The organism is Streptomyces pallidus (ex Mingjun et al. 2026) (genome assembly GCF_051550185.1).
Lineage (GTDB): Bacteria > Actinomycetota > Actinomycetes > Streptomycetales > Streptomycetaceae > Streptomyces.
Genome location: NZ_CP196181.1, coordinates 7172059 through 7191471, shown reverse-complemented (window position 1 = coordinate 7191471; position 19413 = coordinate 7172059). Strand labels below are relative to the sequence as shown.

Genomic DNA, 19413 nt, shown 5'->3' with positions numbered 1-19413 from the left:
GGAGGGCCGGGAGTGGGGGCGCGGGATCAGGAGCCGACGTTCGCGACTCCGAACGGCACGTGGACGCTCGGGGCGCTGGACGCCGTTCCGCCGAGGTGGCCGACCTGGTCGTCGAAGAATATGTGCGGCTGGAGGGTGGCGATGACGGCGGACTTGTCTATGCCGCCGAGGAAGAAGGCGTCGTCGACCCGCAGTCCCCACTTCTTGAGGCTGCGCACGGCCCGTTCGTGGGCGGGTGCGTTGCGCGCGGTGACCAGGGAGACGCGGACCCGTGGCCGGTAGTCGGGCCGGTCGCGGTGGGCGTCCTCCTCCCGGCGCTGGATGCGGTTGATCCCGGCGAGGAAGTCCCGCAGCGGGCCCGGGTCGTGGGGCGTGGCCGCGTTGAGGACCTCGTGCGCGCGGAACCCGTCGATGCCGTCGGCCTGGAAGACGCGCTCGGAGCTGTCGTCGGCGAGGACCCCGTCGAAGTCGAAGGCGATGCGCAGTTCCGGGTCGTCCGGGTCGTCGGCGCAGGCGGAGGCCAGGACGTGTCCGGCGGGGAGGCCTGCGGCGACGGCCTCGCGGACGTCCTGCGCGTTGGCGGACAGGAACAGGGACATGTTGAGGGCCGGCATGTAGTGGTGCGAGGAGCGGCCCGGGCGGAAGATCGCACGGGTGATGGGCAGGTCGTGCGCCTGGACCGACCGCATCACCCGCAGCCCGGTGTCGGGGTCGTTGCGGGAGAGGATGATCACCTCGACCAGGGGGTCCTCGGGGCGGGCGGCGAGGTCGTTCAGCGACAGCAGGCGGCGTATGAAGGGGAAGGCGACGCCCTTGTCCAGGGTGTCCTCGCGGTGCTCCTCCTGGTGGGTGCGGTAGGCCTGTTCGCCCTGCTCGCGGAAGACGGTGTCGGATGCGCTCAGGTCGAACAGGGCGCTGGAGGCGATCCCGACGACCAGGCGCTGGGAAAGGTCGTACCTCATGCCCCTCCCCCGCCCTTGCCCCTGCCCTCGTTGGTGCTCATGCGCCGAGAACGATCCTCCCCGAACGGGAGTTCCCCTCCGCCGAGGTCGCTCCGCGGGCCGGCGCCCGTCAGACCGGGATCGGGGTGAAGGTGTGGAGTTCGCCCGCGCCGGGGCGGACGACCCCGTACGCCCCCTCGGGGACCTCGTTCCAGGCTCCGGGGAGGTCGCCGAGCGGCTCCGACACCACCAGGCGGGTGTCGTCGGACACCTCCTGCAGGAGCTGCACCTCGGGGTGCAGGGCGCGCAGGGACTCCACCTTTGAGCTGTAGTACAGCGACCGGGCCTTGCCTCCGGAGGCGTAGCGGAACGCCCAGATCGCCGTGCCGTCCGTCACGGCGACCGTCATCTGCATGGGAGCGGCGATGCCGTGCTCGTGGCCGACGCGCTCCACCAGGCCGACCATCTTGGCCACCGCGCCCGGAGGGTCCTCCTCCAGGCCGAAGGTGAGGGCGAGGAAGAACATCATCTCCGAGTCGGTGGTCCCCTCCATGTCCAGGAAGAGCAGGGGGTCGACGGTCATGGCCAGGTCACGGCGCATCCGGTGGAACTCGGCGATGGAGCCGTTGTGCATCCACATCCAGCGGTCGTGCCGGAAGGGGTGGCAGTTCGTCTGCTGCACCGCCGTGCCCGTCGAGGCCCTGATGTGGGCGAAGAGCAGCGGGGACACGACGTGCCCGGCGATCTCCCGCAGGTTCCGGTTGTTCCAGGCGGGGCCGACGTCGCGCACGACCGCGGGGGTGCCGACGGTGCCTCCGTCCATGTACCAGCCGATGCCGAAGCCGTCCCCGTTGGTCGTCTCGACGCCCATGCGTGCGTGGAGACTCTGGTCGATCAGGGAGTGCTTGGGTTTGTACAGGATGGTGTCGAGGAGCATGGGACTACCCGAGTACGCGAGCCACCGGCACATGATCGATCACCCTTTCTAGGCCGTCGGTCCGATCATGCGGGCGGCGGTGAGGCGGTGCATCACCCCCGCGGGGTGAGCGCGGGAGCACTGCGCGGGCCGGCTCCGGTCCTGGCCCCTGCCCCGGCCGGTCCCCGGCCCCTGCCCCGGGCGGCGCCCCTGCGGCGGGCGTGCCGGGCCGGGCGGGGCGCGCTGCCGGGGTCACCCCCGGCAGGTGATCCCCGGCCCCGGAGTGCGCGTTACGGTCGTGCCAAGGTGCCGACGCCCCCAGACGGCAGCTCGGCCCACGCCCCGGCCCGTGACCGCGTCGCGGGGCCTTGCGACAGGAGCTGACGTGACCAACGAAACCAACGACAAGCTGGAAGAGATCGGCCCCATCGACTACCTGGTCGTCGAGTTCCCCGGCAGTCACCTGACCGGTGAGGGAATGCCCCTGCTGGTCGATCTCGTCGAGCGCGGGATCATCCGCATCCTCGACCTGACCTTCTTCACGAAGCTGGAGGACGGCTCGGTGGAGGGCATCGCCCTGGCCGACGTGAACGGCGACGGGCAGCTGGACCTCACCCTCTTCGAGGGCGTGTCCTCGGGGCTGATCGGCGAGGACGACATGGCCGAGGCCGGCTCCCTGCTCCAGCCCGGGGACTCCGCTGCCGTGCTCCTCTACGAGAACACCTGGGCCGGGCCGCTGGCCGCCGCCCTCCGCCGCGCCGACGCCCGCATGATCGCGAGCGGGCGCGTGCCGGTGCAGGACGTGATCGAGGCGCTGGACGCGCTCGACTCCGCGGCCTGAGGGCTCCGACCCCGACCCACTCCCGACACCGACAGAGGCAGGACACCATGCCCGGACTCCTTCGCGGCGTCGCGCGCACCGCCGTCGTCGCCGGTACGGCCACCGCCGTCTCCAACCGTGTCTCGCGCCGCCAGGCCGGCCGCTGGGCCCAGCAGGACGCGGAGCAGGCCCAGGCCGCCTACGCGCAGCAGCAGGCCGCGGCGCCCCCGCCCCCGCCACCGGCGGCCCCGCCCGCCGAGGTCGGCATGGACGACAAGATCGCCCAGCTCAAGGAGCTCTCGACCCTCAAGGAACAGGGCGTCCTCACCGAGGAGGAGTTCGCCGCCCAGAAGGCGCGCATCCTGAGCTCCTGAGCCGTCGGAATCACGAGCCCCTGAGCGCCCGCCGCCGGAGGCGAGGTGAGCCGTGCCGGACACACCCCGCGGGGAGCGGGACCCCGACCCGCTGCGGGACCGCGTCCTGACGCGCTCGCTGCTGCGGTCGGCGGGCGCGGACCCGCACCACCTCCCCGAGTTCCTCGCCGCCTTCGCCGTGCGGCACATGGGCCCGGTCGCGGCGGGCTCGGTCGCCCGGCTGCGTGCGGCGCAGCCCGACGCCGACCCCGCCGAGCTGCGGTCCGGGGTCGCCACCAGCGGCAAGCGCCGGACCGTGTCCGAAGGGGCCTTCGTCGGCGGCCCGTTCATCGTCCTGATCCCGTTCGCCTTCTGCGTGGCGATCCTCAGCCAGGCGCGCACGTGCCTGGAGCTGGCCGCCCTCGACGGCCGCGACCCCACCGCCCCGGAGCGGGCCGCCGAACTCCTCGTCCTGCAGGGCGTGTACGAGGACGTCGGCCGGGCCCGGACCGTGCTCGCGGAGGTCTACCTTCCCGAGGACGGCGCCGCTGGGGCCGGGCCGCCGCCGGGGCGCATGAGGGCCGCGCACCGGCTGGTGCTGAGGATGGCTCGGCTGCTCGGGCTGGTCACACCGGGGGACGAGGTCCCGGGGCGGCTGCCGCGCCGGCTGGTGCAGACCGGGCGGTACGCGCTGCTCGGCGCGGTGCTGCTGGTCGGCATGGTCGCCCCGCTGGTCTGGCTGCCGTACATGGCGCTGTCGTACGACCGGTCCACCGATCAGCTCCTGGCCCGGGCCACCGCGTTCTACTTCGGCGAACGGCCCGCCGCCCGGCCGCGGCGGGGTGCGCGGGTCGAACCCGAGATGGTGGCTTCCGCCCTGAGGGCCCTGCTCTCGATGCTGGTCCCGCTCGGGTTCGTGCTCGGCGTCCTGGCCGCCAACCTGCGGATCGCCGACCGCGGCTGGCCGGTGCTGGCGATCGCCCTGACCGTGGCGTCCATCGGGGTGGGGGCCGTCTGGCAGTGGCGTCGGCGGCACCGGCGCCCGGCCGACTGACGCCGCTACCGCTACCGCACCGGCGGGTTCGCGTCCGTCGCGCCTTTCACGCCAACTCCGTTGTGACGCTGCCGGGTTGTCGTGTCACTGACCTATGTTCTGGGGACATGTCGGTTCGCCCCAGGAGGCCCGGTTGCAGTCCAGGCGCTTTCTCGCCCTCACCCGTGCGTTACGCCGCTCCCATCTGCTCATCGTCTTCGGCCTCGGCTCCCTGCTGGTCGGGCTGACCCCGTTGCTCGGAGTCGCGAGTCCGACCCGCCCCTCGCCCAGGCCGGCACCCGTGCCCTTCGACCAGCAGACGGCGGTGGATTCACCGCACCACCCCGTCGCGCCCGCGAACGCGATGGAACCGGCGGCTCCCGTGCTCGACCGGACCGGCTGGACGGCCACGGCCAGCGACGAGGAGACCGTCGGGGAGAACGGCCGCGCCGGCAACGTCCTCGACGGCAACACCGCCACCCTCTGGCACAGCAAGTGGACCGGCACCCCGGCCCCGCTGCCGCACAGCATCACCATCGACATGCACCGCACGGCGGTCGTCTCCGCCCTCGTCTACCTGCCGCGCACCAACTCGTCCAACGGCCGCCCGGGCGAGTACAGCATCAGTCTGAGCGCGGACGGCCAGAACTGGGGCGGCCCGGTCGCCACCGGTACGCTCGCCGACGACGCCAGCGCGAAGACCCTCGGGTTCGCCCCGCAGGGGACCCGGTTCGTACGGCTGACGGGGCTCACCGAGGCCGGCGGCCGCGGCCCCTGGACCTCCGCCGCCGAGATCAACCTGCTGGGCGACCCCGGAACCCCGGCCGCCACCGTCGACCTGTCCCGCACCGGCTGGACGGCCACGGCGAGCGACGAGGAGACCACCGGGGAGAACGGCCGCGCCGGCAACGTCCTCGACGGCAACGACGCCACCCTCTGGCACAGCAAGTGGAGCGGCACCCCCACTCCGCTGCCGCACAGCATCACCATCGACATGCACCGCACGGCCGCCGTGTCGGCCCTCGTCTACCACGCCCGGTCCGACGGGCCCAACGGGCGCGCGGGCGCGTACACCGTCGCCACCAGCACCGACGGCACCACGTTCGGCGCGCCCGTGGCCTCGGGCAGCTGGCGGGACGACGACACCGTCAAGACCGCCACCTTCACCCGCACCGAGAACGCCCGCTACGTACGCCTGACCGTGACCAGCGAGGCGGGCGGCCGCGGTCCGTGGACCTCGGCCGGCGAGATCCGCCTGAGCGGTCCCGCCGATCCGGCCTTCCACGGCTCCTGGGACCGGATCACCGGCTTCCCGCTGGTGCCCGTGGCCACCGCCGTCCTGCCCGGCGACAAGCTGCTGGCCTGGTCGGCGTACGCCGTCGACCGCTTCGGCGGCAGCAACGGCTACACCCAGACCGCGATCCTGGACCTGAAGACCGGCAAGGTCACCCAGCGCCGCATCGACAACACCGGCCACGACATGTTCTGCCCCGGCATAGCGATGCTCGCCGACGGCCGGGTGCTGGTCACCGGCGGCAGCAACGCGGAGAAGGCCAGCATCTACGATCCGGCCACCGACGCCTGGTCCGCGACCACCAGCATGAACATCGCCCGCGGCTACCAGGCGATGACGCTGCTCTCCACCGGCGAGGCCTTCGTCCTCGGCGGCTCCTGGAGCGGCGCCGGCGGCGACAAGGCGGGCGAGGTCTGGTCGCCGGACACCCGTACCTGGCGCAAGCTGCCCGGCGTGCCCGCAGCCCCGGCCCAGACGGCCGACCCGGCCGGCCCCTACCGGTCCGACAACCACATGTGGCTGCACGCCACTTCGGGCGGCAAGGTCCTCCAGCTGGGGCCCAGCAAGCAGATGAACTGGATCTCTACCGGCGGCAGCGGCGGCATCAGCGCGGCCGGCACCCGGGCCGACAGCCCGGACGCCATGACCGGCAACGCCGTCGCCTACGACGTAGGCAAGCTCCTCACCCTCGGCGGCTCACCCGCGTACGAGAGGACCCCCGCCACCCGGCTCGCGTACACCGTGGACATCTCGGGCCAGCAGGTCCGGGCCGCCCGCACGGGTGACATGGAGCACGCCCGCGGCTTCAGCAACAGCGTCGTCCTGCCCGACGGCAAGGTGGCCGTCTTCGGCGGGCAGGCGTACCCGGTGCCGTTCAGCGACGCCACCTCCGTCCTGACCCCCGAGCTGTGGGACCCGGCCACCGGCACCTTCACCCCGCTCGCCACCATGGCCATCCCGCGCAACTACCACAGCGTGGCCAACCTGCTGCCCGACGGGCGGATCTTCTCCGGCGGCGGCGGGCTGTGCGGCGACTGCGCCACCAACCACGCCGACGGCGCCGTGTTCACGCCCCCGTACCTGCTGGCCGCGGACGGTACGCCGAAGCCGCGGCCCGTCATCACCGGCGGGGTGCCTCCGCGGGCCGCGCCCGGCGCCTCGCTCACGGTGAGCACCCAGGGCCAGGTGGCGTCGTTCGTCCTCATGCGGTCCGCGGCCGCGACCCACTCCACCGACAACGACCAACGGCGGGTGCCACTGGCCGCCACGGCCGCGGGGAACGGCACGTACACGGTGTCGATCCCCTCCGACACGGGGGTGGTCCTGCCGGGCACCTACATGCTCTTCGCCCTCGACGCCCAGGGGGTGCCGAGCATCGCCAGGTTCGTGACCGTCGCCTGACGTTCGCCCGACGCACGCCTGACGGACGCCTGACGGACGCAGCCCCCGCCCCCGGTGCACGGCCGGCGACGGTCGGGGACGGGGGTGCGTTCGCGGCGGTCGACGGGTGGCGGGCGGCGGTGAGCGGGCGGTCAGCGGCCCGCCGACCGCGGGTCCTTGTTACGGTGCCGGGATGCGCGCACCGATCGGACCCTTCGAGGACGCCCGGCCGGCACCGGAGTGCCTCGCCGAACTGACCGCCCCGGTCGCGGAGGCGATCCGCCACTGGCAGGGCGGGACGCCCGCCGACCGGATCGTGTACGTGGACACCGACCCGGCGATCGCCGACACCGCGGCCTTCGTCGAGCACTACGGCCGTGACCTGCTCGGGCAGTCCGCGAACTGCGTGGTCGTCGCCGCCCGGCGGGGCGGCGAAACCACCCTCGCCGCCTGCCTGGTGCCCTCCGCGGGCCGGGTCGACGTCAACGGCGTCGTGCGGCGCCGGCTCGGAGCCCGCAAGGTGTCGTTCGCGCCGACGGACACGGCCGTCGCGGCGACGGGCATGGAGTACGGCGGGATCACCCCGGTCGGGCTGCCCGCCGACTGGCCCCTGCTGGTGGACTCCTCGATCGCGGTGATGCCGTACGTACTCGTCGGCAGCGGCCGGCGGCGCGGCAAGCTCATCGCCCCCGGATCCCTCTTCGGGCTGCTCCCCGGTGCCGAGCTGGTCGAGGGCCTCGCCGTCTGAACGACGCGCCGGCGTGCGCTTCGGGCGCAGAGTGCGTGCGCTGGCGGGCAACGCCGCGGTGGCGGTCCGGCCCAGCGGCCGGAGAAATCGGCGGGTCGGTCGGCCGGACGACGTTCGGGGCCGGAAACGACGACGCACTGGCCTCGGGTGGCGGCGAGGGAGCGGTGGCCTGTGGCTCCGTTCCCGGGTACGAAGTGTCGGGCGGGCCTCAGCGCCGGTACGTTCGCGCTCTTGACAGTCGGGACTCCTCCACGCACCCTTTCACTACTTCCTTAGTGAAAGGAGGATGAGTCGGCGTGATCGAGTACCGCATCGACCGACGCAGTGGTGTGGCCACCTACCTCCAGATCGTGCAGCAGACCAAACAAGCCCTTCGCCTGGGCCTGTTGGAGCCGGGGGACCGGCTGCCCACTGCCCGTGAGGTGGTCGAGGCCCTCGCCATCAACCCCAACACCGTGCTCAAGGCCTACCGGGAACTCGAACGTGAGGGCCTGGTGGAGGGCCGCCGAGGCCTCGGCACCTTCGTCCACCGGACGCTGGGAGAGGGCAGGGCGGCAGACGGCGCGCTGCGCACCGAGCTCACCCAGTGGCTGACTCGGGCCCGCCGGGCGGGCCTGGAGCAGGACGACATCACCGCACTGTTCACCTCCGTACTGAGCGAATCCGACAGTGAACCGACCCAGGGGGACGAAGGATGACGGCAGCCATCGAAGCGCATGGCCTCGGACGGAGGTTCCGCTCGGGTAGCTGGGCCCTGAGGGACTGCTCCTTCCGGCTCCCTGTAGGCCGCATATGTGCCCTGATCGGCCCCAACGGGGCCGGCAAGTCCACCCTGCTGGCTTTGGCCGCGGGCGTACTGAAGCCCACCGAGGGCACCCTGACGACCCCGGCCCGCGAGGCCATTGCATATGTCGCCCAGGACAAGCCGCTCTACCCGCAACTGACAGTCGCCGAGACCCTGCACATGGGTGCCGACCTGAATCCCGACCGGTGGGATCCGGCCGCCGCGGACAAGGTGGTGCAGGCCGGCGGCCTCGATCCCGCCCGACGCGTTCGCACCTTGTCCGGGGGCCAGCGTTCCCGGCTCGCCCTGGCCTTGGCCCTCGGTAAGCGGCCCACCCTGCTGCTCTTGGACGAAGCACTGTCCGACGTGGACCCGCTCGCCCGCCGCGAACTGATGGGTGCCGTGCTGGCGACGGCCGCCGAATACGGCACCACCGTCCTGATGTCATCGCACATACTCTCCGAGCTGGAGGACGCCTGCGACCATCTGCTCCTGATCGACGCCGGAAGCGTCCGGCTCGGCGGCTCGGTCGACGATCTCCTGCAAGCCCACACCCTGGTATCCGGCCCGATCCGCGATCTGGCCCCGCACACCGTGGTCGCCACGCGCTCCACCGGGCGCCAACTCACCGCCCTGATCCGCCCGGCAGGAATCGTGAACACCGGCAGCGACGGCTGGCAGGCTATCGAACCTACCCTGGAGGAACTGGTGCTCGCCCACCTCGGCGCCCCGGACGTACCGGCCCTGCTCACCCCTACCGTGGAGGTAGCGGCATGACCCTCGCCGATCTGCGCGGACCCCTTCGAGTCACCGTCGGCCTGCACCGCCACGTTCTGTGGGCCGGCATCGCCGTGGCGCTGCTCGCTGCCATCGCCCTGCCCACCGGCCGGTGGTACGTCCACTCACTGGCCGAGGACCTCGCTGCGGCCGGCTGCGAGGTGGAAAACACGGTGCCGGGTTGCGGCATCCAAGTCCGCGGCTTCCTGTCCCGCAGTCTGTATGCCAACAAGGTGTTCTCCTTCGTCGGCCTTGCCGTGAGTGCGCTGCCCCTGCTCCTCGGTGCGTTCGTCGCGGGCCCGCTGATCGGGCGCGAGTTCGAATCCGGCACCTACCGACTCCAGTGGACCCAGTCGGTCAGTCCGGCCCGCTGGCTGGCCGCCAAGCTGGCGGTGCCGGTCGCCGCCGTGCTCCTCGTCTTGCCCGCGTTCGTGCTGCTGGCGGCCTGGATCCGGCGGGGCACACTGGACACCTGGTACCCCATCCCGTGGAACAGCCTCCCCGTATACGGTGTGATCGGACCCGTGGCTGTCGGCTACGCCCTCCTCGGGATCGCTGTCGGCGCCCTGGTCGGCCTGTTGATCGGACGTACAGTGCCCGCCATGGCCGCAGCCATGACCGTCGTCGGGCTCGTTGGGGCGGCTGTTGTCCTGCTCCGCCCCCGGCTCTGGCCCGCCCATGACGGGCCCCTGCGGGGCGGGGACGACCGGGACCTCTCCGATCCCTTCGGCCACATCGGGATGCATCATCACCCCGAGTCTCACTTCTGGCCGCTTCAACTGGTTGAGAGCGCCATCCTCCTGACCCTCGCCGCCGCTGCGATCGTCGCGGCCTTCGCGCTCCTGCGCCGCCGGCACCGCTGACGCATACGCGGCCGACGGCCGAAAAGAGGACTCCACAGCCCGGCACTCGGCCGGTCCCGAGACGGGGCTGACAAGCAGGCTCCACCTCGTCTGCGACGGGACCGGCTGCCCGCTCACCGTCGTCCTGGCTGGCTGACTGGCTGACTGGCTGACTGGCTGACTGGCTGACTGGCTGACTGGCTGACTGGCTGACTGGAACACCAACGACTGCACCCCGTCCACCGCGGTGATGGAGGCGATACGGGTGCCCCGGATCGGGACCGGCCGTGGCACCTGCTTCAACCGCCTCGAGCAACAGCGTGGCATCGCCACCACGTACGACAAGACCGCCCAGTCGTACAAGGCGGCCGTCGTTCTCACGTCGTTCCTGATGTAGGCCTGACATTCTGGCGACAACTCGTCAGGCGGCTCTACCTTCTTGATCGGGTTGATCGAGCCATTCGTAGGGTTGGGTCGCCCAGGGGTGCCGGGTGTGGCTATCAGGCGGCTGCCGTCTCGTGGTTTCCCTGGCTTCGCCGCCCGGCGCCCCACGACGACTCGGCCGCCGATTAGGAAGTGCGAACAAGTCGCTGTGTAGAGCAATGCCGGCGAGGTCGTCCGTGGTACGAACCGAACGAACACGTACGTCAGGAGCGCGATGAGCCGGATATGGGCGGGGATCGACAGCGGCAAGGGCCACCATCACGGCCTCGCCCTGGACGCGGACGGCAAGACGCTGCTGTCGCGGCGGGTGGCCAACGACGAACCTGAGCTGCTGAAACTGATCGGGGATGTCCTGGATCTGGCCGACGGCCGTGAGGTCACCTGGGCCATCGACATGACCGGCGGGGAGCCCGCGCTGCTGCTGGCCCTGCTCGTCGGCCACGGCCAGCAGGTCCTCTACATGCCGGGGCGGCTGGTGAACCGGGCTTCCGACGGCTACCGCGGTGAGGGAAAGACCGACGCCCGCGACGCCTACGTCATCGCGGACCAGGCCAGGATGCGCCGCGACCTGCGGCCCATCCGCCCCGCCGACGAGGCCGCCGTCGAGCTGAAGCTGCTGACCGGCCGCCGGGCCGACCTGGTCGAGGACCGCACCCGCTCGGTCAACCGGCTGCGTGGCACCCTACTGTCCATGTTCCCGGCCCTGGAGAGGGCCCTGGACGTGACGAACACCGGGCCGCTCAGGCTGCTGACGGGCTACCAGGCCCCGGCCGCGATCCGCCGTGCCGGGGCCACTCGGCTGACGACGTGGCTGGCCAACCGCAAGGTCCGCAATGCCAGAGCCCTGGCCGAGGCGGCCGTCGAGGCCGCCGCGCGACAGCACACCGCTGTCCCGGGGGAGAAGACCATCGCCAAGCTGGTCCACACCCTGGCCGAGGAGGTGATGACCCTCAACGAGCAGATCGCCGAGATGGACAAGCTCATCGAGGGCCGGTTTCGCGAGCACGAACTCGCCGACATCGTCCTGAGCGTTCCCGGCATAGGCGCGACACTAGGAGCCGAGTTCCTCGCCGCTGTCGGCGGCAGCCTTGACGAGTTCGATTCCCCGGACGCGCTGGCGGCCTTCGCCGGCGTCGCCCCGCGACCACATGATTCCGGCAAGGTCAGCGGCAACCTCCACCGCCCGCTCGTCTATCACCGCAGACTTCAGCGGGTCTTCTACACCTCCGCGCTGGTCAGCGTCCGGTACGACCCGAACTCGCGGAGGTTCTACGACCGCAAACGCGCCGAGGGCAAGAAGCACGTCCAGGCCGTTCTCGCCCTCGCCCGCCGACGCGTCAACGTCATCTGGGCCCTGATCCGTGACCGGCGGTGCTACGAAGTGTCACCGCCGGTCACGACGGCCGCTTGACAACACGATTAGGAAGCCAGGGCCACTGAGAGCGAGGCCGTGGCAGTCTCGGCCGGCCCTGTGCCCCATCGAGGTCCGTCCTCGGAGGCGAGCGCCTCGCCGGGGAGTTCGCGGCGGGCGGCGAGCATACCGGTGACCGGCCCGGCGAAGTATGCGGTTGTTCGTGAAGGGCTGAGCCTGCGACGGTCAGCGGCATGAACGTGGTGCTGGGAAAGCTGCTCAGGTTCGCCGCAGAGGTCGGTGAGCCGGGCCCGCTGTGCCGGGTCGACCTGTGGGCAGCTGGAAAGTGGCTGACCTGCGACGACAACATGGCGTACGCCCCCGGTTCCGCCGCGGTGTGCTGGACGCCGCTGCCCGGCTGCGGTCCGGCGACGGTTTTCCCTGCCGTTCGCCGGTCTGTCGGCCGAAGCCACACACCGTCGTCTCATGCAGGATGCGGGGCACGACGAGTCCGACGGCGACCACCGACTGCACGGCCGGTTTCGGGCCCTGCTCTGGGGCCCCACCACCGACAACGTGACGGCCTGCCTGTTCCGCGAAGGGGACCGCCTGGTGATCACGTTCGAGTTCTGGCGTGAGGAACACCTGCTCAGCCACCCTGAAGACGCCGGTGCGGTCTTCGTGGCCGAGATCCCGGCCGAGGAGTTCGTCGGAATCCTGGAAGACATCGCCGCCGCGCTCAACGCAGGCCCGAGTGAGTGCCATTCCTCGTCGAAGACGTGGACCGCGTCCACCGGAACCTGACCGGCTTCGTCACGGACTTCGTCAACGGGCCCGCCACGATGCCCTGGGGCAACCGGTCGCTGCTGTTGCGCGACCCCGACGGCAACCTCGTCAACTTCTTCACTCACCCCGGCCGCCATCGAGACGTTCGCACGCTCGGGCCAGGCACGGCCGGTCACCTTCATGCGGGAATCCCGAGGTTCCGGGCCCTGGTGAAATGCGACGGGCACGGGGCACGGTCACGAGTCCGACACCGGCCCGAGCCCGCCCCGGCCCCTGGAGCGTGAGCCGGGCCTTCGCGGCGCGGCCCCGCCGCGTCAGGAGTTCTTGGTCTTGGAGGAGTCGCCCTCCAAGGGCACCAGCAGCTTGCGGAGCAGGGAAGCCAGCTGCTGGCTCTCCTTGGGGCTGAGGCTCTCGATGAGTTCGCGTTCGTTGGCCAGATGGCCTTCGATCAGGCCTTCGGCGATGCCGCGGCCCTCGGCGGTGAGCTCCGTGCGTACCAAGCGCCGGTTGTCGGGGTCGGTGGCGCGGGTGACCAGGCCCTTGGCAACCAGCCGGTCGACGCGGTGGGTGAGGGCCGCGGGGCTGATCATCGCGGCGCCGGCCAGGTCGCTCATGCGGAGGGTGTTGCCGCCGCCCGCGCGAAGGAGCGTGGTCAGGATGTCGTACTCCCACGTCTCCAGCCCGTGTTCGTCGAAGTAACCCTTGATCCCCTGCTCAAGGAGCCGTGATGCACGGAAGATCCGCAGGACGACGCCGATCGGCTCCGTGTCCAGTCCGGGGCGGACCGCGTCCCACCGCTCGATGACCTCGTCCACCGTGTCGCGCATGGCACCAAGACTACCACCACACTTCGACGTCAAACCGTTTGACTCCGACAGGGGGCCCGTCTACCGTTCACTCAGCGAAAGCTTTGACATCAAATCTTTTGCGGTACGACCTTTCGAAGTCATGCGTGTGCCCTCGCGGGGCACGCCTGAGCGATCAGGAGAAGCCCGTGCACTACGTGCTGTTCGCCCGCACCGACGACACACCCGACAGCGCCCTCGGCCACTACCTCACCCACGTCGGCCCGACCCTCGACGCGTTCGGCGGACGACTGCTCGCCTTCGACAGCCCGGCCCGGCTGGAAGGTCCCTCCACGTTCACGAAGACCGCCCTGGTGGCCTTCCCCACCGACCGGTCGGCGCGCGACTGGTACACGTCGCCCGCGTACCAGGAGCTCGTCGCCTGGCGGGTCAGGACGATGGGCCACGAGGTCGACGTCCACCTCGTGGCCGGCCTCCCCGACTGACCGGACCCGCCCCTGAGTCAGCGGCAGATCGCGCACCGCAGCACGAAGGCCTGCGCACACGACACACGCCCGTGGGGAACCACATGAATCACGCTCACGCACAGCACGCCGAACGCAGGCAGAGTCCACAAATACCGTCAAGCATGGGAGTCGTAATAATGAGTTCGCCGAAATGGACCAGGCCGGCCGCCAGGGTCGTCGCTGCCACACTCATTGCCGTCGGAGGGATGACGATCTCCTCGCCCGCCCAGGCGGCAGTGAAGTGCTATGACATCGGCAACGGAAACCTCTGCGCCGAGCTGGTGAACGATGGCTACAACGCCACCTACTACAAGGTGAAGGGCCGCACCGTGACCCTCGAGTTCACCCTGCACTGCAAAAGGGGTGATTACGAATCCGAGGGGGCGTTCCAGATGAGCGCCGGCGAGACCCGGAGCTACTTCTTCGCCACGGGAAACCTCGGACCCTGCCATGTAACCCTGCACGACGTCGGCAGTGGCGCAACGTTCGACTCCCCTCGCGTTCCCTGACCCAGCCGGAAGAACCGAATCACTAGATCCCAGAGAGGGAAATGATGCGTGCACGACACAAGCTCGGCGTGATCGCCGCGGCGACGGCCGCACTCCTTGCCGGCGGCGGAGTAATGGCCTCCGCCGCGTCAGCCGTACAGAAGTGCCAGGACACGGGTAACGGCCTGTTGTGCATAGAGCACTTCAAGCTCAAAGGATATGACGCCACATACGTCAAGCGCAGCGGATCCACCGTACAAGCCGACTTCAACCTGGTGTGCGGTCGCCAGCGCTTCGGCGACGAGGGAGCTTTCTGGATCAGCGCAGGGGCCCGCAACACCTACTTCTTCTCCGTCGGCGACCAGGGGCCGTGCCGCATCGAGATGTACGACTACAGCACCGGTCAATGGATCAGCTCTCCCAGTAGCCACGGCTGATCCTGGCCGGCGTGCGCCGGTCCGGGATGCGGATCGTGCCCGTCTGCCCGTACGTGGCCGCGTACCTGGAGCGGCACCGGGAGTTCGACGACATCACCGACCCGGTCACCCCGGAGGTCCTGCGCCGGCTCGACGCGGAGCTGGCCTGAACGGCGGCCCGTGCGGCCGCATGCCCGCCCGCCGGTGCCCGTCGGGCTACCGGTGCCGGCTCAGGAGACCGCGTACCACTGGCTGCCCCAGCCGGTGTTGATGGTGCTGGTGGACTGTTCGGCCAGGTTCACCTTGGCGGGCAGGGAGGTCTGGCCGGTCAGCAGGGTGCTGTAGCGCAGCAGCGGCGGGTTGAGACCGGCGTTGACGGAGATCCCGGCGCCCGTGGCCTTGAGGGTGAGGAGGTTGGTGGCCCAGGTGCCGTTGAGCAGCAGGGCGATGAAGTAGGTTCCCGGTTCGGCCGTGAACGGCTTGGCCAGGGGGAACGGTTTGGCGATCGCGTCGGTCATCAGCTGCGGCGAGACGTCCGCGGTGGCCGCCCGCAGGGTACCGGAGGCGTCGTACACGCCGAGGTAGCAGTCGGCCAGTTGGGCCTGCGGGTCGATCCCGGCCAGTCCCAGCCAGATGTTCGACCAGGTGATCCGCTCGTGCAGGACGATGCGGACCAGGGTGACCCGGCCGCCGACCCCGGCCGCGGACTGGGCGGTGACGTGGCCCGCGTCGTTGGGGTCTCCGGTCCAGGCGAGGAGGTTCTGGTCCTGGGGCAGCGGCGCCTGGACCGCGCGGGGGCCCGGGGAGGCGGGCTGCGCCGAAGCGGTGGTGGCCGGACGGTTGTCGGCGGGCGTGCTGGTGCAGCCGCTGAGGACGAAGAGCGCGGTGAGCGCGGCGCAGAGGCCGGCGAGGGTACGGGTGTGCATGGTCTCCCCTGGGTTCGGACGACCGAGTGTACGAGCGGTCGCCCCACCCGAACCACCGTTCCCCCCTTCCCCCGTGCGGGTGGGCCGGCTCAACCGGGCGGCCGGTGCCGGCGCCGCCAGAACGGGGTGTCCCAGCGCCGTTCCCGCCCGTACTGCACGGCCCGCGCGCGCAGGTGTTCCTCGTGGAGCGCGGTGATGCGCCGCGCGTAGGCGGGCAGTGCGCCGCCGTCCCCGGCGTGGTCGGCCAGGACCGCCCGCGCGCCCTCCATCCCGGTGGCCAGGGCCATGACGATGCCGCGGGCCGCGAGGGGGTCGGTGGTGGTGGCTGCGTCCCCGACCGCCGCCCAGCCGGGGCCGGCGGCGGGGCGGGTGCAGGAGGCTCCTGCGGCCGTCACCTCCAGCAGCGGGGGCGGCTCCCGCCAGGGGGCGAGGTACTCCCGGACGTGGCCGGTGTCCCGGGCCCGGGCCCACCACGCGTCCCGGTGGTGCAGGCGGGCGCCGGCGACGAGGTCGGCGTCCGTCATGGCCATCAGCACCCGCCCGCCGTACGGCAGCGGGGCCGTGTACCACCAGCCCCAGGGCGTGGCCTCCACCAGCGAGGTCTGCTCCGGCTCGGCCTCGGTCCGGGAGTCGCCGGCCGGCGCGGCCAGGATCCCGGCGACCGCGGTCAACCGGTCGGAGCGGGCGGGGTCCGCGCCGAGGCGCCGGGCAAGCCGGGCCGGTCGGCCCGTGGCGTCGACGAGGTAGCGGGCCGCGAACGTGCTGGCCGCGGCTCCCGTACCGATGGTGGTTGTAGCGCCTGTGGTAGGGGTGGTCGTGAGGCGCCAGTGGTCCCGTCGGCGCTCGACCCCTCGGATCCGCCCGGTCCTGCGAACGGCTCCGGCCGCCTCCGCCGCCTCCAGCAGGGCCGTGTCGAACCGCGCCCGGTCCAACTGCCGGCCCGGGCCGTAGGGCCCGGACACGGAGCTCACCTCCACCGGCCCGTCCCCGCCCCACACGGCCCGTCCCCCGTAGCAGGGTGCGTGTGCGTCGAGGTCGACCCGCCCGAGCACGCCCAGGCCCTCCAGCAGCGGACCCGCCGCCGCAGCGAGGCTCTCCCCGATCCGCGGGCGGCCCGGTGCGGCGGGGGCGACCAGGACGACGTCCGCGCCGGCCCGTACCAGGGCCAGCGCGACCGCGCAGCCGGCCGGGCCGCAGCCGGCGATCAGCACGTCGCAGCGGACGTCGACGTCACAACTGCACGGTTTCGTGGTCCCGTTCACCGCACGGCTCCCGGCCGGACCCGGTCCGGCCCTACTCGGGCTCGCGGGCGGAGCGTTCGGTCTCGACCAGGGCCTCGGTGCCGTCCGGGCCTGGCCGGGGGACGATGAAACCGAGGGTGCTCCAGTGGTCCACCATCTCGTTCATGCCGAGTTCGGCGTCCTTGCCGTCGCCGATGCCCCGGTCCCATTCCCGGAACGCCCCGGCCGCGCCGTGCAGGAGCGCGTCGAGTTCCGTCTCGGGCAGCACTTCGCCCGGGCGGGCCGCCGGCCACCAGTAGTTCTGGCACAGGTAGAAGTCGGCCTGCCAGGGCACGGCCATGTACTTGGTGACGTCTCCGGCGGCCAGGTCCTCGCGCAGCCTGAACGGCGCGGACCAGGTGGCCGGGTCGTCGGCGATGAAGGTCATCTCGATGCCGGGGAAGAACCCGCCGCCAACGGCCGGCTCCAGCGCGGCGCGTACCAGCGCGTGCGGCTGTTCCGCGGCCGGCAGCGCCTCCAGGGCCACGGGGGCCGGAGGTCCTCCGGTCCAGTCGGCTACGAAATCGCCGGCGGCCCAGCGGCGCATCCGCTCGTACGGGCCCGGGAGCAGGGTGAGCCAGGTCCGCGGCTCGTCGTCCGCCAGGTCGCCGTCCGCCGCGAGGATCGGCATGAAGCCGCTGTTCGCCTGGGCGACGTCCATGGCCCCGGGGGTGCGCAGTCTGCGGAAGACGGCGCGGCGGAAGCCCTTGTCGGCCTCCGCGGCGGAAGCCAGCCGGGCGAGGCGGTCGGGCGCGAGGAAGTTTCCCCCCCGGTCTCCGTGGCGCTGGCGGGCCGTCTGGTTGACCCAGGCGAGTGCGATCGGCCGGGTCAGCAGGGGGTGGACGTCGCGGGTGAAGGAGACCTCCGGGGGTGCGGGCAGCATGCCCGACGCGCGGGCGGTCTCCAGGGCGACGTCGTAGAGGGTGATCAGGCTCTCGGTGTGCGGGGCGAAGTCGGTCGGGGCCACGATGCACCAGGCCGGGGCCACCGGTACCTGCCGGCCGTCCGGCCCGAGGGCCACGGTCGCCCGGACCGGGCCGTCGGAGACGTCGTCGCACCAGAAGTCGTTGTCGGCGTAGTCGTGGACGGGGTTGGCGGGCGCGGCCGAGAACGAGGTTCCGAAGCCGCCGAGGACGAGGAGCCGGCCGGCCGCGTCCGTCCGCAGTTCACCCAGCGGTACGGGCCTTCCGAGGAAGGTGCCGGTGTCGAAGCGGGCGCCCGAGCCGTCGCGGGACGGGCCGGTCACGGTGCGGGGGCCCGGCCGGACCACCAGGCGGGCGCGGGCCGGGCTGTCGGCGGGGTCGATGTGCAGGTTGCGGCGGTGGGTGTCGGCGGTGGACTGCCCGAAGCGGCCGGCGAACCTGAACCAGGCGCCCTTGGCGTTGGCCAGTTCGGCCGTCCAGGTGATCCGGGCCTCGGCCCCGGTGAGTTCGCCGAGGACGGCCCCGGCCCGGTCGTAGGCGTACACCCGGAACCGGGCGGCCTGGCGTTTGATCCGGCCGGCGGAGTCCCGGAAACCACCGTCGGGGGCGGGTCGGACGCCCGGGGACTCCGGGCCGATGAAGAAGGCGTCGGGACTGTCGCCGACACGGGCGATGCCGATCGACGGGTGGATCTCGCAGTGGGCGATGTCGTCGGGTCGCACGGCTCCTCCCGGATGGAGGCGCGGCGGTTCCGTGGTGACGGTGTCGATGACGAGCGCGGGTGACGGCGTCAGTGGTGGTCGTGGTGTCCGCCGCCGCCCGAGGCCAGTTCTCCCTCTTCGAGGTAGAACTCCCGCTTTACCGTGAACCGCAGGTCGATGGCGTCGGGCCCGCCGACTCCGCCGTCGAGGAGCTTCGCCGCCACCTGCTGGCCCTCGACCAGACGGTCAGCAGGGGAGTCGTCCCTACCGGGGATGGCGAGCCGCGGGCCCTTCGCGAGGAGTGCGTCGGTGAGCGACACACCGGAGACGCTCCGGATGTTGCCCACCTGGACGTGGTGCTCGAAGTCGGGCGGCGTCACGACCCGGTGCGCCAGGAACAGCTCACCGGCCTTGCCGAAGGCGAGGTAGGTGAGCGCCGGCGGCCGGGGGTCCTGCTCGTCCAGGTGCCGGAAGTGGACCACGCGCCGGACCTCGACCCGCACGGGGTCGACGATCTCCACGCCGCCCCGTTCGAAGTGCCCCCGGAACAACGTCCCGTTGAAGGAGGTCAGCGCGGGATGCCCTGCGGGCGTGACCAGGTCGGAGATGCGGAACGGCTCGGGGTCGAGCGTGTAGAGGTCCGTGCCCGTCTCGCGGCGGTCCTCCACGTACACCTTCTGCGCGTTGCCCGCGTCGTTGTCCAGGGTCACTTCGAGGAGCACCTGGAACGCGTGAACGGGCATGGCGAACATGGGCAGGTGGGACAGGTAGATCGTCTCCTCGCCCATGACCGCCATTCCGTGGCCTGCCTTGGGTTCGACCGGCATCGTCCTCATCTCCAGCATGCGCCCAGCTGTCACGTGCCTCGTACCAGCTGTGGGAGGGATGCACCTACGTC

Annotated in this window: 21 protein-coding genes and 2 pseudogenes; 16 read left to right on the top strand and 7 right to left on the bottom strand. The window is 71.6% G+C overall.

The window, feature by feature from the left end; all coding sequences use genetic code 11:
• Positions 1 to 26: 26 nt before the first annotated feature.
• Together ACSHWO_RS32075 and ACSHWO_RS32070 are read right to left on the bottom strand one after the other, a co-directional pair.
• The gene (locus tag ACSHWO_RS32075) at positions 27 to 962 is read right to left on the bottom strand and encodes a 5'-nucleotidase (RefSeq protein ID WP_438317593.1); all 936 of its coding nucleotides are present in this window, start codon (positions 960 to 962) and stop codon (positions 27 to 29) included.
• Positions 963 to 1071: 109 nt separating this feature from the next.
• Positions 1072 to 1911, bottom strand: a complete 840-nt coding sequence (locus ACSHWO_RS32070; RefSeq protein ID WP_438317590.1) for a class II glutamine amidotransferase — start codon at positions 1909 to 1911, stop codon at positions 1072 to 1074.
• Positions 1912 to 2242: 331 nt separating this feature from the next.
• Between ACSHWO_RS32070 and ACSHWO_RS32065 the strand changes: the two genes are divergently transcribed.
• The 12 genes and pseudogenes from ACSHWO_RS32065 to ACSHWO_RS32010 form a co-directional block, all read left to right on the top strand.
• The gene (locus ACSHWO_RS32065) at positions 2243 to 2698 is read left to right on the top strand and encodes a DUF6325 family protein (RefSeq protein WP_361086939.1); all 456 of its coding nucleotides are present in this window, start codon (positions 2243 to 2245) and stop codon (positions 2696 to 2698) included.
• 47 nt (positions 2699 to 2745) lie between these two features.
• Entirely contained in the window at positions 2746 to 3051 is a 306-nt protein-coding gene (locus ACSHWO_RS32060) for an SHOCT domain-containing protein (protein ID WP_361086936.1), read from the top strand.
• 52 nt (positions 3052 to 3103) lie between these two features.
• Complete coding sequence (locus ACSHWO_RS32055) at positions 3104 to 4084, top strand: hypothetical protein (RefSeq protein ID WP_438317586.1); 981 nt, start codon at positions 3104 to 3106, stop codon at positions 4082 to 4084.
• A 133-nt stretch (positions 4085 to 4217) separates the two neighbouring features.
• A complete protein-coding gene (locus ACSHWO_RS32050) occupies positions 4218 to 6758 on the top strand; it encodes a discoidin domain-containing protein (RefSeq protein WP_438317583.1) in 2541 nt (846 codons plus the stop codon).
• A gap of 172 nt (positions 6759 to 6930) precedes the next feature.
• Positions 6931 to 7485, top strand: a complete 555-nt coding sequence (locus ACSHWO_RS32045; protein ID WP_438317580.1) for a YbaK/EbsC family protein — start codon at positions 6931 to 6933, stop codon at positions 7483 to 7485.
• 296 nt (positions 7486 to 7781) lie between these two features.
• Positions 7782 to 8183, top strand: coding sequence for a GntR family transcriptional regulator (locus ACSHWO_RS32040; protein WP_361086923.1), 402 nt, complete (start codon positions 7782 to 7784; stop codon positions 8181 to 8183).
• A complete protein-coding gene (locus tag ACSHWO_RS32035; RefSeq protein WP_438317577.1) occupies positions 8180 to 9046 on the top strand; it encodes an ABC transporter ATP-binding protein in 867 nt (288 codons plus the stop codon). The genes ACSHWO_RS32040 and ACSHWO_RS32035 overlap by 4 nt, the downstream gene beginning before the upstream one ends.
• Positions 9043 to 9909 carry a hypothetical protein gene (locus ACSHWO_RS32030; protein WP_438317574.1) on the top strand — a complete coding sequence of 289 codons (867 nt, stop codon included), beginning with the start codon at positions 9043 to 9045 and terminating at the stop codon, positions 9907 to 9909. Before ACSHWO_RS32035 ends, ACSHWO_RS32030 begins: the two co-directional genes overlap by 4 nt.
• Before the next feature lie 244 nt (positions 9910 to 10153).
• Entirely contained in the window at positions 10154 to 10285 is a 132-nt protein-coding gene (locus ACSHWO_RS32025) for a hypothetical protein (RefSeq protein WP_438317572.1), read from the top strand.
• A gap of 261 nt (positions 10286 to 10546) precedes the next feature.
• Positions 10547 to 11743, top strand: a complete 1197-nt coding sequence (locus ACSHWO_RS32020; protein WP_438309625.1) for an IS110 family transposase — start codon at positions 10547 to 10549, stop codon at positions 11741 to 11743.
• Positions 11744 to 12169: 426 nt separating this feature from the next.
• On the top strand, positions 12170 to 12487 hold the full coding sequence (locus tag ACSHWO_RS32015; RefSeq protein ID WP_438317569.1) for a hypothetical protein: 318 nt from the start codon (positions 12170 to 12172) through the stop codon (positions 12485 to 12487).
• A pseudogene (locus tag ACSHWO_RS32010) lies at positions 12448 to 12682 on the top strand (VOC family protein); the annotation flags it as partial. The gene ACSHWO_RS32015 and the pseudogene ACSHWO_RS32010, both read left to right, overlap by 40 nt.
• A gap of 101 nt (positions 12683 to 12783) precedes the next feature.
• Here ACSHWO_RS32010 and ACSHWO_RS32005 read toward each other — a convergent pair.
• Positions 12784 to 13296 carry a MarR family winged helix-turn-helix transcriptional regulator gene (locus tag ACSHWO_RS32005; protein WP_438317566.1) on the bottom strand — a complete coding sequence of 171 codons (513 nt, stop codon included), beginning with the start codon at positions 13294 to 13296 and terminating at the stop codon, positions 12784 to 12786.
• A 167-nt stretch (positions 13297 to 13463) separates the two neighbouring features.
• Here ACSHWO_RS32005 and ACSHWO_RS32000 point away from each other — a divergent pair, with 167 nt between their 5' ends.
• The 4 genes and pseudogenes from ACSHWO_RS32000 to ACSHWO_RS31985 form a co-directional block, all read left to right on the top strand.
• Positions 13464 to 13760, top strand: coding sequence for a DUF1330 domain-containing protein (locus ACSHWO_RS32000; protein ID WP_438317563.1), 297 nt, complete (start codon positions 13464 to 13466; stop codon positions 13758 to 13760).
• A gap of 227 nt (positions 13761 to 13987) precedes the next feature.
• Positions 13988 to 14290: a hypothetical protein gene (locus ACSHWO_RS31995; protein ID WP_438317560.1), complete on the top strand. Its 303-nt coding sequence runs from the start codon at positions 13988 to 13990 to the stop codon at positions 14288 to 14290.
• A gap of 68 nt (positions 14291 to 14358) precedes the next feature.
• Positions 14359 to 14706 (top strand): hypothetical protein, encoded by a 348-nt coding sequence (locus ACSHWO_RS31990; RefSeq protein ID WP_361086908.1) that lies wholly within the window; start codon positions 14359 to 14361, stop codon positions 14704 to 14706.
• Between the two features lie 2 nt (positions 14707 to 14708).
• Positions 14709 to 14855, top strand: a pseudogene (locus ACSHWO_RS31985) (N-acetyltransferase); the annotation flags it as partial.
• A gap of 60 nt (positions 14856 to 14915) precedes the next feature.
• On the opposite strand, the gene ACSHWO_RS31980 reads toward ACSHWO_RS31985, so the two are convergent.
• The 4 genes from ACSHWO_RS31980 to ACSHWO_RS31965 all read right to left on the bottom strand — a co-directional run bounded on the left by ACSHWO_RS31980 (position 14916) and on the right by ACSHWO_RS31965 (position 19360).
• Entirely contained in the window at positions 14916 to 15611 is a 696-nt protein-coding gene (locus ACSHWO_RS31980; protein ID WP_404232274.1) for a hypothetical protein, read from the bottom strand.
• 89 nt (positions 15612 to 15700) lie between these two features.
• Complete coding sequence (locus ACSHWO_RS31975) at positions 15701 to 16873, bottom strand: NAD(P)/FAD-dependent oxidoreductase (RefSeq protein WP_438317556.1); 1173 nt, start codon at positions 16871 to 16873, stop codon at positions 15701 to 15703.
• A 31-nt stretch (positions 16874 to 16904) separates the two neighbouring features.
• Entirely contained in the window at positions 16905 to 18536 is a 1632-nt protein-coding gene (locus ACSHWO_RS31970; protein WP_438317553.1) for a LodA/GoxA family CTQ-dependent oxidase, read from the bottom strand.
• A 68-nt stretch (positions 18537 to 18604) separates the two neighbouring features.
• Positions 18605 to 19360, bottom strand: coding sequence for a hypothetical protein (locus ACSHWO_RS31965; RefSeq protein ID WP_385805692.1), 756 nt, complete (start codon positions 19358 to 19360; stop codon positions 18605 to 18607).
• Positions 19361 to 19413 lie beyond the last annotated feature (53 nt).